12 protein-coding genes are annotated in these 14,259 nt (G+C 70.3%); 6 read left to right on the top strand and 6 right to left on the bottom strand.

Going from position 1 to position 14,259, the window contains the following annotated elements; genetic code table 11:
• Positions 1 to 209: 209 nt before the first annotated feature.
• The 5 genes from DS837_RS02535 (at position 210) to DS837_RS02555 (ending at position 6,378) form a co-directional block, all read left to right on the top strand.
• A complete protein-coding gene (locus DS837_RS02535) occupies positions 210 to 701 on the top strand; it encodes a hypothetical protein (protein ID WP_170295710.1) in 492 nt (163 codons plus the stop codon).
• A 23-nt stretch (positions 702 to 724) separates the two neighbouring features.
• The gene (locus DS837_RS02540) at positions 725 to 1,378 is read left to right on the top strand and encodes a phosphatase PAP2 family protein (RefSeq protein WP_149163269.1); all 654 of its coding nucleotides are present in this window, start codon (positions 725 to 727) and stop codon (positions 1,376 to 1,378) included.
• Between the two features lie 186 nt (positions 1,379 to 1,564).
• Positions 1,565 to 4,945, top strand: coding sequence for a DEAD/DEAH box helicase (locus DS837_RS02545; protein WP_149163270.1), 3,381 nt, complete (start codon positions 1,565 to 1,567; stop codon positions 4,943 to 4,945).
• A 108-nt stretch (positions 4,946 to 5,053) separates the two neighbouring features.
• On the top strand, positions 5,054 to 5,593 hold the full coding sequence (locus DS837_RS02550; protein WP_149163271.1) for a hypothetical protein: 540 nt from the start codon (positions 5,054 to 5,056) through the stop codon (positions 5,591 to 5,593).
• The gene (locus tag DS837_RS02555) at positions 5,590 to 6,378 is read left to right on the top strand and encodes an endonuclease III domain-containing protein (RefSeq protein ID WP_247889732.1); all 789 of its coding nucleotides are present in this window, start codon (positions 5,590 to 5,592) and stop codon (positions 6,376 to 6,378) included. Before DS837_RS02550 ends, DS837_RS02555 begins: the two co-directional genes overlap by 4 nt.
• Before the next feature lie 4 nt (positions 6,379 to 6,382).
• On the opposite strand, the gene DS837_RS02560 is transcribed toward DS837_RS02555, so the two are convergent.
• Both DS837_RS02560 and DS837_RS02565 read right to left on the bottom strand, forming a co-directional pair.
• Positions 6,383 to 6,604 carry a hypothetical protein gene (locus DS837_RS02560; protein ID WP_149163272.1) on the bottom strand — a complete coding sequence of 74 codons (222 nt, stop codon included), beginning with the start codon at positions 6,602 to 6,604 and terminating at the stop codon, positions 6,383 to 6,385.
• Positions 6,605 to 6,628: 24 nt separating this feature from the next.
• Complete coding sequence (locus DS837_RS02565) at positions 6,629 to 6,892, bottom strand: hypothetical protein (RefSeq protein ID WP_149163273.1); 264 nt, start codon at positions 6,890 to 6,892, stop codon at positions 6,629 to 6,631.
• Between the two features lie 193 nt (positions 6,893 to 7,085).
• On the opposite strand from DS837_RS02565, the gene DS837_RS02570 reads away from it, so the two are divergent.
• Positions 7,086 to 9,737, top strand: a complete 2,652-nt coding sequence (locus DS837_RS02570; RefSeq protein ID WP_149163274.1) for a glycosyltransferase — start codon at positions 7,086 to 7,088, stop codon at positions 9,735 to 9,737.
• A 285-nt stretch (positions 9,738 to 10,022) separates the two neighbouring features.
• Here the strand turns inward: DS837_RS02570 and DS837_RS02575 are convergent, their stop codons facing one another.
• The 4 genes from DS837_RS02575 to DS837_RS02590 all read right to left on the bottom strand — a co-directional run bounded on the left by DS837_RS02575 (position 10,023) and on the right by DS837_RS02590 (position 14,231).
• Positions 10,023 to 10,841, bottom strand: coding sequence for a hypothetical protein (locus tag DS837_RS02575; RefSeq protein ID WP_149163275.1), 819 nt, complete (start codon positions 10,839 to 10,841; stop codon positions 10,023 to 10,025).
• 88 nt (positions 10,842 to 10,929) lie between these two features.
• Positions 10,930 to 11,280, bottom strand: a complete 351-nt coding sequence (locus DS837_RS02580) for a hypothetical protein (RefSeq protein ID WP_149163276.1) — start codon at positions 11,278 to 11,280, stop codon at positions 10,930 to 10,932.
• A 71-nt stretch (positions 11,281 to 11,351) separates the two neighbouring features.
• The gene (locus tag DS837_RS02585) at positions 11,352 to 11,801 is read right to left on the bottom strand and encodes a hypothetical protein (RefSeq protein ID WP_149163277.1); all 450 of its coding nucleotides are present in this window, start codon (positions 11,799 to 11,801) and stop codon (positions 11,352 to 11,354) included.
• Positions 11,802 to 11,999: 198 nt separating this feature from the next.
• On the bottom strand, positions 12,000 to 14,231 hold the full coding sequence (locus tag DS837_RS02590) for a type IA DNA topoisomerase (protein ID WP_149163278.1): 2,232 nt from the start codon (positions 14,229 to 14,231) through the stop codon (positions 12,000 to 12,002).
• Positions 14,232 to 14,259 lie beyond the last annotated feature (28 nt).

Raw genomic sequence — 14,259 nt, forward strand, 5'->3', positions numbered from 1 at the left:
TCTCTGCCGCGGCGGCGGCAAGGCCGTCGTCTGCGGTGGCGCGGTTTTTAATCGGGACGTGACCGGAAGGCAACCAAAATCGTCCGGCTCGTGAAATTTTTCCGGCAAGCGGATGTCAGCCCTTTGACGGACTACAGAATGGCGGCGGTTGGGCTTACCTTGGCGTGGAGAGCGACCAGCCAGAAGGGCATTTGAGAACAGCTATGGGCATGACGTTTCTGAGCCGCGCCGTTATGGGGCCGGTGGGTTCGCTGATGGCGCTTTCCTTGACGGCGGCGACCGGGATGGCGCAGGCGGCGGACGACCGGGCCGGTGCTGCGGTCCTGGTGTCCGCGGCCATCGGCAACGAGGTCGTCCAGATGGTCGAACTCGGTCCGAAGGTCATCCAGGTGACCGTCAACGATCGTGTCGTCTATGAGGACCGCGAGGGGCGCACCCTGTCCTTCGTGAACGCCTACAACATGGAAGGGCGCTGGCTGGTCCTGCTGCAGGAGAGCGTGGACGGCAAGTGCGCCGCGCGCTTCCGCGTGCTCGACCTCGGCGGGGCCAAGGCCTCCGTCTCGCTGCCCTTCGGGACCTGCAGCGATGCGCCGAAGGTGGAGCAGGCGGACCGGACGCTGACCGTTTCGCTGCCGGCGTCCGACGGAAAGAGCACCGCGGCCTGGAACTACCGTGACGGGATGCTCGTTCGCATGCGCTGAATGGAAAGGGAGCGGCGAGGACCGTGGGACATCTGAACCTCTGGCACGTCAACAAGGCGATCTCGCTTCTCGGCAGCACGTCCTTCGTGCTTCCGGTGGCGGGCATCCTGATCGTGATGCTGTGGCGCCGCCATTCGGCGGTCTCGGCGGCGCGCTGGCTGGCCGTGCTGGCCATGCTGATGGGCTCGGTGGCGCTTCTGAAGATCCTGGGGCATGCCTGCGGCATCCGCCTGTTCGACGACCGGTTGACCAGCCCCAGCGGCCACGCCGCGCTCGCCGCCGCCGTCTACGGGGCGGTCGGGGTGATGGCGGCGCGCTCGCTGGACGGCTGGCGGCGTGGCGTGGTGGTCCTCGGCGCCCTCGGGCTGGTGGGGGGCGTCGCGGCGTCGCGCATCCTGCTGCGCTACCATTCGGTGACGGAGGTGGTGGTCGGGCTCGTCCTCGGCGGGCTGGCGGTGGCGGCCTTCGCGCAGAGCTTCAACCGGCTGACCCCGTCGCGCCTGAACCTCAGCCCGCTGGTCCTCGCCCTGGTCGTTCTGTTCGGTGTCGCCACCTACGCGCTCGGCGATCGCACCAACGCGGAGCCGATGCTGAAGCATTTCGCCTATCTGCTCCGTGAGGAATCACCGGTCTGCAGCCCGATGCCGCCACTGAACAGTTTTCTTGAACGGCTGTAGAGCGCGTTTTCCTTGCCGGATGCCGATGCGGTCCGCCTTTGGTCTTCCCTGGACTTGGCAACCGGAATGTTTGCCTTGCGGGGTCGGTTGAGGGTTGAGAGCGGGCTTGCGACGGGGCATGGTGTGGGCTTATACCGACGCCCCCGTTCCTGACCCGTTCTGTTTTTTCGGTATCCCTTCCGCCCCATGTCGCTGTTCGGCTCCCTTCCACGCGCCGCCGCCACCGCCAGCGCGACGGTCTCCTTTTCGCAGGAGGATCTGGCGCGCGTCTTCGATGCGAAGACGCTGCAGCGCGGCCGCACGCTCATCCTGACCGGGGCGGTGACGCTCCTGGAGGCGGAGGCGCGGATCGCCGCCACGGTGACCGACCTCGGCCGGACCCTGTCGGTGACGGTCGTTCCGGTGCGCGGGCGCAGCCGGGTGGTCTTCGACAAGAGCTGCACCTGCGGGCGGAACGCCTGCGCCCACATGGCCGCGGCGGCGCTGATGACTCTGGACGCCCGTCCGGAAGGGCGGCAGATGTCCCTGTTCGACGCGCCCCCGGTCGCGGAGCCGCCGGCGCTCCTGGCGGTTCCGGAACCGGCTCCCGCACCGCCGTCGGTTCCGGAGCCACCCCCACCACCCCCCGATCCGGTGCTCAGCGTCCGCTGGACCCTGGAGCCGGGGAAGGACGACGCGGCCATGTTCGTCTCCGCCGTCATCGCGGTGGAGGGGGCGGGGGAGGGCGACGACGTCTCCACCCCGGCCAGCCCGCGCGACGTGCTGGCCCGCGCGCCGCGCAGCCTGGACGGAGACGTGGACCGCGCCATCGCCCGGATGCTCGGCGGCGGCGGGGTGGTGCGCACGCCGGTCGCCAAGAGCCGCGGCGACGTGGTGGATCGCATCCTGCGCCGTCTGCTCGGCTGCGGGCGGCTGCGCTGGCGCGGCGGCACGGTGCTGACGGAGGGAGTGGGGATGACCATCCGCGCCTTCCGTGATCCGGCAACGCGCAAGCTGCACCCGACCGGCCTGCCGCCCGGCGCCGCGTTGATCAAGGGGCTGGGCTACTGGTGCGTCGATCCGAAGGCCGGCACCGTCTGCCCGGTCGAGTTGCAGGTCGTCGAGGTGCCGAAGCCCAAGGCCCCTGTCGCTCCGCCCGCTGCGAAGACAACTCTTTCGAAGGCGGCGTCCCTGAAGGCATCGCCTTTGAAGGCCTTGGGCCGGCCCGCGCCGGTGCGATCGGCGCCTGAGCGCCCGGACTTCCCGGCGGCCTCCGCTTTCGCCGCGGGCATGCCCGGCGGCGTGCGCATGGGCTCCGACCCCGCCGCCACCATCGTCGAGCGCGACCCGCGCGTCGTCGCCCGGCTGGGCCGGGTGGTGTCGCCGGACGGCGGTCTGGTGGACGTGCTGCGGCTGGCCTTCGACTATGGCGAGGATGATTCCCCCTCGGAGATCGAGCCCGACGACCAGCGCCAGTTCGCCCGCGTCGAGGAGCCCGCCGGAGCCGTCTTCGTCCGCCGCGACAAGGCGCTGGAGCAGGGCGCGCTCGACCGTCTCGCCGCCTTCGGCTTTGCCCAGGCGCGGATCGAGCCGCCCAAGGGCCAGTTGAACGCCCGCGGCACCCGCGTCCATTGGCTGACCGGCAAGGACGCCGACGAGCGCTGGTCGGCCTTCCTCACCACCGAGGTGCCGGCCCTGCGCAAGGACGGCTGGACCGTCGAGATCGGCGCCGACTTCGGCACCCGCGTCGTCGAGGCGAACGAGGATGTCGCGGTCGCCGTGCGCGATTCCGGCGACGGCTGGTTCGACCTCGACGTCGGCGTGGAGATCGACGGGGAGCGCCGCGCCCTGCTGCCCATCCTGGCGACCCTGATCGAGCGCGGCGGCATGGACGCGACCCGCGTCATCGACGGGCGCGCCCATCTGGTGCTGGACGACGGCAACGTGCTGGCCCTGCCGGCGGAGCGGGTCGAACGGCTGCTCAGCGTCCTGGAATCCATGCTCGACAGCGGGCGGCGGCTCGACGACACGCTGAAGGTGCCGCTGACCGAGGCCGACGGCCTGCTGGACATCGACGACCTGATCGCGCGGCGCACCGAGGACACCGGCCAGATCGACCGCTACCTGCGCACCATCCAGGAGCAGGAGATGCCGGCGGAGATGGACCCGCCGCCGGGCTTCCAGGGCACGCTGCGCGACTACCAGCGCGTCGGTCTGGCCTGGATGCAGGGGCTGCGGGCCAACCGGGTGGCCGGCATCCTGGCCGACGACATGGGCCTGGGCAAGACCGCCCAGACGCTGGCCCACATCGCCATGGAGGAGCAGGAGGGGCGGTTGACCGACCCCTGCCTCGTCGTCGTTCCGACCAGCCTCGTCCCCAACTGGGTGGCCGAGGCACAGCGTTTCACGCCGCACCTGCGGGTGGTCGTTCTGCACGGTCTGGACCGCCACGAGAAGCTGGGCGACCTCGACCGTGCCCACATCGTGGTGACCACCTATGGCGTGGTCGGCCGCGACGTCGAGGTGCTGAAGCGCCGGGATTGGCACACGCTGATTCTCGACGAGGCGCAGGCCATCAAGAATCCGGACAGCAAGGCGACCCGCGCCGTCTGCGCGCTGAACGCCCGCAACCGGCTCTGCCTGTCCGGCACGCCGGTGGAAAACAATCTCGGCGAGCTGTGGAGCCAGTTCGCCTTCCTGATGCCCGGCCTGCTCGGCGACCGCAAGGAGTTCGGGCGCCGCTACCGCACGCCCATCGAGAAGCGCGCCGACGGCACCCGCGCCAAGCAGCTGATGCGCCGCATCCGCCCCTTCCTGCTGCGCCGCACCAAGGAGGCGGTGGCCAAGGAACTGCCGCCGAAGACCGAGGTGGTGGTGCGCATCGACCTGGAACCGGCGCAGCGCGACCTCTACGAGACCATCCGCCTGTCGGTGAACGAGACGGTGCGGGCGGCGCTGGCGGTCAGCGGCGTGTCGCGCAACGCCATCACCATCATCGACGCGCTCCTGAAGCTGCGGCAGGTCTGCTGCGACCCGCGTCTGGTCAAGATCCCCGCCGCCGGCAAAGTGAAGGAAACCGCCAAGCTCGACGCCCTGACCGACATGGTGCTGGAGATGGTGCCGGAAGGCCGGCGCATCCTGATCTTCTCGCAGTTCACCTCAATGCTCGACCTCATCAAGCTGCGGCTGGAGGAGGCGACGATCGGCTATGTCGAGCTGACCGGGCGCACGTTGGACCGCGCGGAGCCGGTGAACCGTTTCCAGAACCGCGAGGTGCCGGTCTTCCTCATCAGCCTGAAGGCGGGCGGGCGCGGCCTGAACCTGACGGCGGCGGACACGGTGATCCACTACGATCCCTGGTGGAACCCGGCGGCGGAGGACCAGGCGACCGACCGCGCCTACCGAATCGGGCAGGACAAACCGGTCTTCGTCTACAAGCTGATCGCCGCCGACACGGTGGAGGAGCGCATTCTCGACTTGCAACGGCGCAAAGGCAATCTGTCCGACGCAACCATCGAGGGCAGCGGTCTCATCAGTGCACTTGAAGGCGGAGACATCGACTATCTGCTGGGTAAGGCGGCGGACTGACCGTACCCTCGGGGTTACCGCCCTTCCCGGTCTGGCCTTCGCCCGCCCGTGGCATAGATCCTTGAGAACGAAAGCACTGCGTTCGTTTCCCTTGCAGCGGGGAGGGCCATGGCATCGACGAAGCGGGACACCGCGCCCGATCCGGAACGGCTCATCGGCGCGTGGCGCGACGCCGCCGCGGACGCCCGTCGTTGGCGTGACGATCCGGACCGCGTGGCCGCCCTGAGGGCGGCGCGCACCCGGCTGCATCAGCCGCCGCCACCACCACCGCGCCCGCCCCAGCGGGTGCTGGCCGACGAGTTGCACGCCGCCCGCGCCGCGTGGGAGGAGGGGCAGGGGCTGGACGCAAACGCCCGCGCCCTGGCCTACGCCAACCTCAAGCGCTGGGAGCCCGGACTGTTCGGCTACAGCGAGACTCAGCGCTCCACCGCCGGCAAGATCGCCGCGTCGGAAGCGGCGGAGTCGCGGCGCGACGCGCAGGAGCGGGCGGAGGCCCAAGCCCTGCTCCGCGCCTTCCGTCGGGTCCAGGAGCGCGCCCGCAGCACCGCCCGCGCCGTGCAGGCCGACCCCCGCGCCCGCGCCATGGCGGCCGACGAAGGGTTGATGCTTCCGGAGGGCGGCCGGTCCGGCGGTGTGACGGCCCCGTGAGGCGTCGCCTCAAGGCCAGTGACGAGCAGGCGTCCTTTGCCCTGTCGCCGACAGCTTCGGTCCCCTCAGCTTTGCCGGACGAGAAGCTGCTGGAGATTCATCGTCGGCTCTGCCTGATCTTCGGCTGTCCGATCGCCTATTTCCGTGCGCTCGACCCGCTCAGTGAACTGGTGTCCTCGCTGCTGTCGCACCGCACGCGCAACGCGGTGTCCGGCGCGGCCTTCCGCGCCTTGCGGGCGCGCTGGGGGGAGGATTGGGCGGCCGTGCGCGACGCCGACCCGGCGGAGGTCGAGACGGTCATCGCCGGGGTGACATGGCCGGAGCAGAAGGCGCCGCGCATTCAGGCGATCCTTCGCCGGATCACCGAGTTGCGCGGCGAACTCTCCCTGGATTTCCTGGCGGAGATGACGGTGCCGGAGGCGCGGGCCTGGCTGCAGACGCTTCCCGGCGTGGGCCCGAAGACCAGCGCCGCGGTGATGAGCTTCAGCAGCCTGCGCCGTCCCGCTTTGCCGGTGGACAGCCACCATCACCGCGTCGCGGTGCGCACCGGGCTGATCCCGCCCAGCGTGGCGGTCGGCCCGTCGCACACCATCCTTGAGGCCCGGCTTCCCCCGGAGTGGACGGCCCAGCAGATCTACGACCACCACGAGGTGATGATGCTGCACGGGCAGCGGGTCTGCTTCCACCGCAACCCGGCCTGCGAGCGCTGCGCGTTGCTGGATTTGTGCCCGGAGGGACAGGGGCAGATGGCGGGTGGGCCACCGCCCCAGGAAAGCCGGGAATAAGGAGTCAGGGGGCTTCGCCCGCCTTCCCCTTGTAGTTTTCGGCCTGACGGCGGTCATCTTCCAATTCGCGCGCCATCTCCCGGTCGATCTTCGGGTCGATGGCTTTGGCTTCGTCCGCCAAGCCCTTGGCCTTGCGCGTATCGCCCTGGGCCGCCGTCTCTATGGCCTCTTCAGCGAGATCGTGGGCCTTGCGGTGTTCGGGGCTCTGTTCATGCTTGCCGGCCATGAATGTCTCCTTGCCGAATGATCGTCAATTGATGAGGGAGGGCGGGCGCCGCATGCCCGGCAGGGGGGAGGGGTTGCTGCGCTGCGGACGGTCTCCCGCTGCGGCCTGTTCGGCGGCGTCGAGCATGGCTTCGGCCTGCTTTTGCACCGCGGCGGCGCGGGCCTGGTCCATGGGATCGGTGCTCTCCTTCCGGACATAGCCGGCGGCCTGCTCGGCGAGGTCGAGGGTTTCGACCACCTCGTCCATCGTTTCCTCCAGCGCGGTCACATCGACCTTTTTGCCGGTCATTTCGTCGTCTCCCGTCGTTGCGGTTGGTGAAGCCAACAGGAGCGGAGCGGTCGCCGTTCCCGATTTGGTAACCCCGGCGGTGGACGGAAAAAAAAATCGACGCGGGTGCGGGAATAGTTTTTTGCAGCGCACGTTCGTCTGTGTGTCCGGTGGCGCCCGCCACCCATCCCACCCAGGCTTGCGAAATCCCCACATGAGCAACCCGAAGCGTTCGATCCGGTCTGCGGCCTTGGCCGCGGCGATGCTCGCCGTGACTGCCGGCCACGCGTCCTTCTGGTCCTGGCGCAACGCGCCCACTCCTGTGGACGCCGTGCCGGGTCGCATCGAATCCGTCTCCTACTCCCCGTCGGGCCGCAGCTACGACCCGAACCACCAGCCGGTGGTCGATGCGGTGGAACTGGACCGCGACATGACCGCCATCGCCGGCTTCGCCGACGGTGTGCGCACCTATTCCACGCTGGGCTCCCAGGGCGACGTGCCGGCCATCGCAGCCAAGCACGGCCTGGACGTCACGCTGGGCGTCTGGCTGAGCGACGACAAGGCCCGCAACGAGCGTGAGGTCGCCCGCGCCATCGTGCTGTCCCGCACCGTGCGCGGCATCGAGCGCGTGGTGGTCGGCAACGAGACGCTGCTGCGCGCCGAGCTGACCGACGCGGAGCTGGCCTCCTACATCCGCCGCGTCCGCGCCGGCGTGCCGAAGCACATCAAGGTCGGCACCGCCGACGTGTGGTCGGAGATCGTCAAGGCGAAGGAGACCATCGCGGCCTCCGACTACATGGGCGTCCACGTCCTGCCCTACTGGGAAGGCGTGCCCGTGGAGAACGCGCTGACCTGGATTCGCGACCGGTTGGACACCGTGCGCAAGGCGCATCCGGGCAAGCCGTTGTTCGTCGGCGAGGTGGGCTGGCCGTCGGGCGGCGAGAACTTCCACGACGCCTACCCGACGCCGCAGGCCCAGGCCTTCGTCGTCCGCAACTTCGCCGCCGAGGCGGGGATGCTCGGCATCGACTACAACGTGGTCGAGGCGTTCGACGGCGTGTGGAAGTCCAGCATCGAAGGCTCGCCGGGCCCGACCTGGGGCGTGCTCGACGCCGACCGCGCGCCGAAATGGCCGCTGGCCGGCGACGTCCCGGCCCCCTGGGGCGACCGTGCGGGCGCCGCCGTGGCGCTGGCCCTTGGCCTCGCTTTGTCGGCCTTCGCCGCCTTCCGCCGCCGCACCAACATGACCTACGCGCTGGCCGCGTCGGTGGGCGCCAACATCGTCGGCTTCGGCGTCGGCTCGGCCGTCGCCGGCGCCTACGCCGAATACTTCACCTTCGGCGCCGCGACCACCTGGGGCTCCGCCTTCCTGCTGGGTGCCTTGATGATGTCGGTGGCCTTCGCCGACCTGACCGAGGTGGCCCGCCGCCTGTTCACCGGCCGCGCCCCGTCCCTGCTGCCGCGGGTTCCCGCGGTGCCGGAGCACAAGCCGATGGTGTCCGTGCACATCGCCGCCTGCCGCGAGCAGCCGGACGTGCTGGCCGCCACGCTGACCTCGCTGGCCCGCGTCGATTACCCGGACTACGAGGTCGTCGTCCTCATCAACAACACCGAGGACGAGGCGCTGGTCCGCCCGGTCGAGGAGCTGTGCGCCGAGCTGGGTCCGAAGTTCAAGTTCCATTGGTACAAGAAGATTTCCGGCTTCAAGGCTGGCGCGCTGAACGCCGCGCTGCGCCACACCGACCCGCGCGCCGAGATCGTCGCCGTGCTCGACGCCGACTACACGGTGGAGCCGGACTGGCTGAACAAGCTGGCCCCGACCTTCGCCGACCCGCGCGTCGGCATCGTCCAGGCCCCGCAGGAGCACCGCGACGGCCATGAGACGCCGCTGAAGGCCGCCATGACCGCCGAGTACCGCCCCTTCTTCGACGTCGGCATGCAGGAGGGTCTGACCTCCCAGGCCTTCGTCTGCCACGGCACGATGATCATGCTGCGCCGCTCCGCCATGGAACAGGTCGGCGGCTGGTCGGAGGAGGGCATCTGCGAGGATACGGAGCTGGGCATCCGCATCCTGTCGGCCGGCTACCGTGCCGCCTACACGGACGAGCGGCTGGGCCAGGGCCTCGCCCCCGACAACTTCATGCAGTTCCGCAAGCAGCGCGACCGCTGGGTCTTCGGCTCCACCCAAATCCTGCGCGCCCACTGGCGGAAGTTCCTGCCCGGCGCCACGGAGCTGACGGTCGGCCAGAAGATCGGCTACCTGACCAACTGGGCGCGCTGGTGGTCCGACGCGGTGGGCGTGCTGGCCGCCGGTGCGGCGGTCACCTGGACCTTCGCCTCGCTGGTCCTGCCGCTGCACCTGCCGCCGGTCCAGGCCACCGCCGCGGTGCTGGGCGCCCTGGTCCTGCGCGCCGGGTCGAGCCTGCTGGCGTCGCGCTACGCCTCCGGCAACTCGTGGAAGGAGAGCTTCGGGGCCTGCGCCGTGGGCATGGCGCTGTCCACCACGGTGGCGCTCGCCGCCCTGCGCGGTGTGGTCCGCAAGCGCGATGCCTTCCGCGTCACCGCCAAGGGCGGCAAGCGGACCCAGGGAGCCTTCTGCGCCAAGCCGGAAGCCTGGCTGTCGGGTGCGCTGCTGGTCTCCGCGGTGACCGCGTGGTTCGCCAACCCGCTGGGCACCCTGTCGCTGGAGCTGTGGGCGATCCTGCTGACCGCGATGGCCGTTCCGAACCTGATGGCCGTGGGCCTCGCGATCGGCGACATGCTGCCCGCCGGCACCCCGCGCCCGGCGCCGCTGCCCGCCCCGCAGGGCGTGGTCCAGCCCGCCGCCACCCCGGCCAAGGCCGCCAACGAGCCGGTCGCCGCGTAACCTCGCAACCCTGAACGGAGAAAGCCCCCTTGCCGCCGGCAAGGGGGCTTTTCTTTTGTCTTCATGGCCCCTCTCCCGTCCCGGGAGAGGGAAGGGGCCCGCGCCGCAGGCGTGGGAAGGGTGAGGGTGCGGCCAAGGATCGGCGCGTTGATCCTCGCTCGACCCTCACCCGCTCTCGGCGGACCGAAGGTCCGCCTGCCGCGTCAGCGCTGGCTTTCAGCCAGCGCGAAAGCCCGCTGTCGCGGGCATCCTCTCCCGGGGCGGGAGAGGGATTGGATGGAACCCTCAGCGCTTGCCCTTCTTGCCCTGGATGCTGGTGATCTGCTGGGTGGCGAGGTTGCCCTGTCCGATGGCGGCGTTGAAGGCGCTTCCGACGTTGTTGAACTGGATACCGCCGCTGGCCAACGCCGCGGGCAGATGCGGCAGCGGGCCGAAATTGCTCATCACCGGGTCGAAGAAGCCCTCGGGCGGCGGGCCGCCGTTGCCGGTGGTCACGCCCGGCTGGGGCTTCGGCGTGGGTGCTTTGGCCTGCACCGGTGGCGGGGCCTGCACCGGGGCGGGCGTCTCGCTCGCGGGAGAGGATGCGCCGGCCTGGTCTGTGCCCCCTCCGCCGCCGGTCGACCCGTCCGCACCCTGGAAGATGAACTGTTCCGTCACGTTGCTGTCGCCGAAGGACAGGGCCAGCGAGCTGTCGAAGTTGTTCACGATGAAGGGCGCGTCGATGAAGGTGAAGTTCGGCACGATGGGTTCCGGCGGCGGCTGGCGGCTGGCGGCCAGCGCCTGACCCTTGTTGAAGCCGCCCAGGAAGCCGGCGTCGCCGCGGATCTTGGCGATGGCCTGCTGATGCTTGGCCTGCCGGCTGACGTTGGGGTTGGTCACCGTCGCCCCCGGAGGCGCGCCGCGCTGGGCGGCGTTGACGAAGACGGGCTGGCGGGGCAGCAGCGGGGGCATTCCCATGCCCATCCCCATCGACATGCCGACCGCCGCACCCAGCTGCGGATTGACGGAGAAGCCGCCGGCATCCTGGGCGGCGGCGGTTCCGCCCAGCAGCGCCAGGGCGGCGAGGCCGGACAGCAGCGGCGCGAGGCGGCGGATGCGGATCATGGCGGGGGCTCCTCTGTTCGGCGGTGTGCGCTGATCCTAGGGCGCCCGGGCGGGGAGCCGCTGTGAGGCGGGCCACAGTTGGGGCGCTTTACACGTCTTCCTCAAAAGGGAAGTTCTTGCCGAAGGGGTGATCGGGCATCGGCGCGGCTTGTGGTGGAAGCGGCGGCATGGGCATCAGCTTCAGGTCCGGCTGCGACGGCCCGCGGCGGCAGGCCGTGTGACCGTTGACGGTCTCGCAGGTCAGCGCGCCCGGCCCGGTCACGCAGGTCGTCCGGTCGTTGACCGTCTGGCACGACAGGGAGCCCGAGCCGCGGCTGCACACTGTTTTTCCATTGACCGTCTGGCAGGCGAGGTTTTCGGCGGCGGCGGTCTGCGGGGTTCCGGCCAGGGCCAGGATGGCGGCGAGCGCACCGAAGACCGGCAGGGCGAAGCGGAGCATGACGGCAGTCCTCCAATGAGGAATCCGGAAAGGGGCGCCGCCGGATGGATCGGCGGCGCCGGATGGGTGGATCACTGGGCCTTGAAACCGAACAGATTCTGCCCGGCGGCGTTGCCGATGCCAGCGGCGACGTTGGTCGTCACCCCGACGTTGGTGTCGAGCAGCCCGCCCTTGCCGAAGCCGAAGGTGACGCCGGTGACGTTCTGCTTGGCCTTGTTGCCGATGCCGGCGGCGACGTTGGTGGCGACGCCGACGTTGGTGTTCACCAGCGACCCGCCGGTGCCCTGCTGCATGGTGAAGACGTTCTGCTTGGCCTTGTTGCCGATGCCTGCCGCGAGGTTCGTCGCGACGCCGACGTTGGTGCTGGACAGGGAGGGCGCCGCGGCGAAGGGGCTGCCGAAGCCCGGCTGCATCATCATCGGGTTGACCGGCATGCCACCGGTCTTGAGATCGTTGGCGAAGGCGTGGGGGGCGGCGAGCAGCGTGGCGGCAGCGGCGGCGATCAGGGTCAGGCGGCGCATGGGCTGGGTCTCCTCCGGGGTGTGGGGCCGTGTGTGGCTCGATGTCCGTGGAGGAGAGGGTAGGCGGATGCCGCCCCCGCCGCTGTGGCCTGGGCCACAGTGGGGGCATGATTCGGGCGGTTTGTGGGAAGTCGTGCCCCCTCCCTAACCCTCCCCTGCGGCAGCGGGGGGAGGGCCGGGGTGGGGGCAATCAGGCGCTCAGCGCGCGTGCTGGTCCAGGAACTGGCGGCAGGAATCGAAGTCCTGGAGCACCGTGTCCGACAGCTCTACACCCTTGCGGTCGGCGAGGCTGCGGGCGAAGGCGACCATCTTGTCCGTCGGGGCCTTGCGCCGTGCGCCGCTCGACGGTGCGGCGGGGGCCGGCGGGACAGCGTCGGCGACCGGAGCGATCGAGTCGGGAACCTCCGGCGCGGCCTTCGCCTTGCGGCTGCGCCGGGGCGTCTTCGGCGCTTCGCCGTCCATGCCGACGGCAGCGACCGCCGTCTTGCGGATGCGCGTGCGCGGTGCGGCACCGGCGGCGCGCGGGCTGGCGGAGCGGCGGCGGCCGGCGCCCCGTCCGGCGCGGATCGGACCGCTGCGCACGCCGAGATCCACCGCCGGCCCCCGGTTGCCGACCAGCACACCGATCAGCCGCCCGGCCTCGTCGGCGATGCCGTCGATGACGGTGCGGAAGTCGGCGCGCCCGACCACCACCTCGTCCAGCCGCATCTCCCACAGGGCGGTGGTGCCGGGATCGACCAGGGTGGGGGCGGCGCCGCGCAGGGTCTCGAACAATTGCAGCCCGGCGGGGGTGGGCACCAGCCACTTGCCGTCGGCGCCCAGCAGGTTCTGCCGCCGCAGGCCCTTGATGATCTCGGCGCGGGTGGCCGGGGTGCCAATGCCCTTGGCCTCCTTCAGCCGGTCGCGCAACGCCGGGTCCTCGACGAAGCGCCAGGCGTTCTGCATGGCGTCGACCAGCGTGCCCTCGTTGTAGCGCGGCGGCGCCTGGGTCCGCTTGGCCTCCACACGTGGCTCGGACAGGCGGGCCGGCTCGCCGTCGGTCAGCGGGGGCAGGGTCTGCTCCTCCTCCTTCTCGTCGGGTTTGCTGTCCGTCTCGGCGGAGCCGAAGGCCGCCTTCCAGCCGAGCTTCAGGGGGATGCGCCCAACCGCGCGGAAGACCACCGATTTTCCCTCGACGGGCACATTCATCAGGACGGTGGTCTGCCGGTACTCGTAGTCGGGCATCACGGCAGCGAGGTAGGAGCGGCAGATCAGCGCATAAAGCCGCTTCTCGTCGTCGGTCAGCCGGTTCAGCCGGCTTTCCAGATCGTCCAGCACGTTGACATTGGGTACGATGGCGTGGTGCGACACGCCCTCCAGCGCCTTGTCGCAGAAATGGCCGGACTTGCCGCGGCGGATCACCGGGCGGGACAGGTCGAGATGGGCGAAGCCGCGCAGCCGGGTCAGCGCTCCGGTGATCGCCGGAACGTCGGCGATCTGGTTCTCCGACAGGTGGCGCGCCTCGGCGCGCGGGTAGGTGATGAGCTTCTTGCCCTCGCCGTCGTAAAGCTCCTGCGCGACCTCCAGCGTGCGGTCGGCGGTCCAGCCCCAGCGCTGGCCGCAGGTCTTCTGGAGCGCTGGCAGGTCGTAGAGCTTCGGCGGGGCCTGCCGCCGGTCCTCCACCGTCACCGACAGCGGGCCGCCATGGCCGTCGGCGGCGCAGGCGATGGCCTCGGCGCGGGCGCGGTCCTTGATGCGGTCCTTCGGTAGCGGGGCGTGGCGCATCAGGAAGGAGCCCCCCGCGGCGGTGGCCGTCGCCACGACCTCGAAATAATCCTCGGGCTTGAAGTTGCGGATCTCCAGCTCGCGCAGGCAGACGATGGACAGGGTCGGCGTCTTCACCCGCCCGATGCCGATCACCCCGCGCGTCCCCGGCGCCAGCAGCGTCTTGGTCGCCGTGCGGGTCAGGGAGAGGTTGAAGATCTGGTCGGCCTGCTGGCGGGCCACCGCCGCCTCGTAGAGCGGGCGAAGCTCCGTGTTCGGCTTCAGCTTCGCGAAGGCGTCACGGATCGTCTTGGGGTCCTGGGCGGTGAACAGGGCGCGCTGCACCCGCCCGCGGAAGCCCAGATGCTCCAGGATCTCCTGGCCGATCAACTGCCCCTCGCGGTCGCAGTCGGTGGCGAGGATGACCTGGTCGCAGCCCTTCAGCGCCGCCTTGATGGCCGCCAGCTTCGCCGTTTTGTTACCGCCGCTGTCCGGCCGGGTCGGGTAGAGTCCGTCGGGCTTCAGCAGGGTGGGCGCCCAGCGCTTCCAGTCCGGGTTGACCTCGTCCGGTTCGGCCAGACGCAGCAGGTGTCCCTCGGCCGGCAGGATGCGCCCGTAGCGATCCCCCAGCGCGGCGCGCAGGTCCTTTGCCTGACTGGATTTTTCCGTGATGATGAGCGTGGCCATGACCGCCATGGTAAGACGAACATGAAAA

Source organism: Azospirillum brasilense, assembly GCF_008365405.1.
Lineage (GTDB): Bacteria > Pseudomonadota > Alphaproteobacteria > Azospirillales > Azospirillaceae > Azospirillum > Azospirillum brasilense_D.

Coding starts and splice junctions, on each gene's coding strand:
- DS837_RS02550 (WP_149163271.1), top strand. CDS start 5,054: ATGGCATCGACGAAGCGGGACACCGCGCCCGATCCGGAACGGCTCATC.
- DS837_RS02545 (WP_149163270.1), top strand. CDS start 1,565: ATGTCGCTGTTCGGCTCCCTTCCACGCGCCGCCGCCACCGCCAGCGCG.
- DS837_RS02585 (WP_149163277.1), bottom strand. CDS start 11,801: ATGCGCCGCCTGACCCTGATCGCCGCCGCTGCCGCCACGCTGCTCGCC.
- DS837_RS02590 (WP_149163278.1), bottom strand. CDS start 14,231: ATGGCCACGCTCATCATCACGGAAAAATCCAGTCAGGCAAAGGACCTG.
- DS837_RS02575 (WP_149163275.1), bottom strand. CDS start 10,841: ATGATCCGCATCCGCCGCCTCGCGCCGCTGCTGTCCGGCCTCGCCGCC.
- DS837_RS02565 (WP_149163273.1), bottom strand. CDS start 6,892: ATGACCGGCAAAAAGGTCGATGTGACCGCGCTGGAGGAAACGATGGAC.
- DS837_RS02580 (WP_149163276.1), bottom strand. CDS start 11,280: ATGCTCCGCTTCGCCCTGCCGGTCTTCGGTGCGCTCGCCGCCATCCTG.
- DS837_RS02560 (WP_149163272.1), bottom strand. CDS start 6,604: ATGGCCGGCAAGCATGAACAGAGCCCCGAACACCGCAAGGCCCACGAT.
- DS837_RS02535 (WP_170295710.1), top strand. CDS start 210: ATGACGTTTCTGAGCCGCGCCGTTATGGGGCCGGTGGGTTCGCTGATG.
- DS837_RS02570 (WP_149163274.1), top strand. CDS start 7,086: ATGAGCAACCCGAAGCGTTCGATCCGGTCTGCGGCCTTGGCCGCGGCG.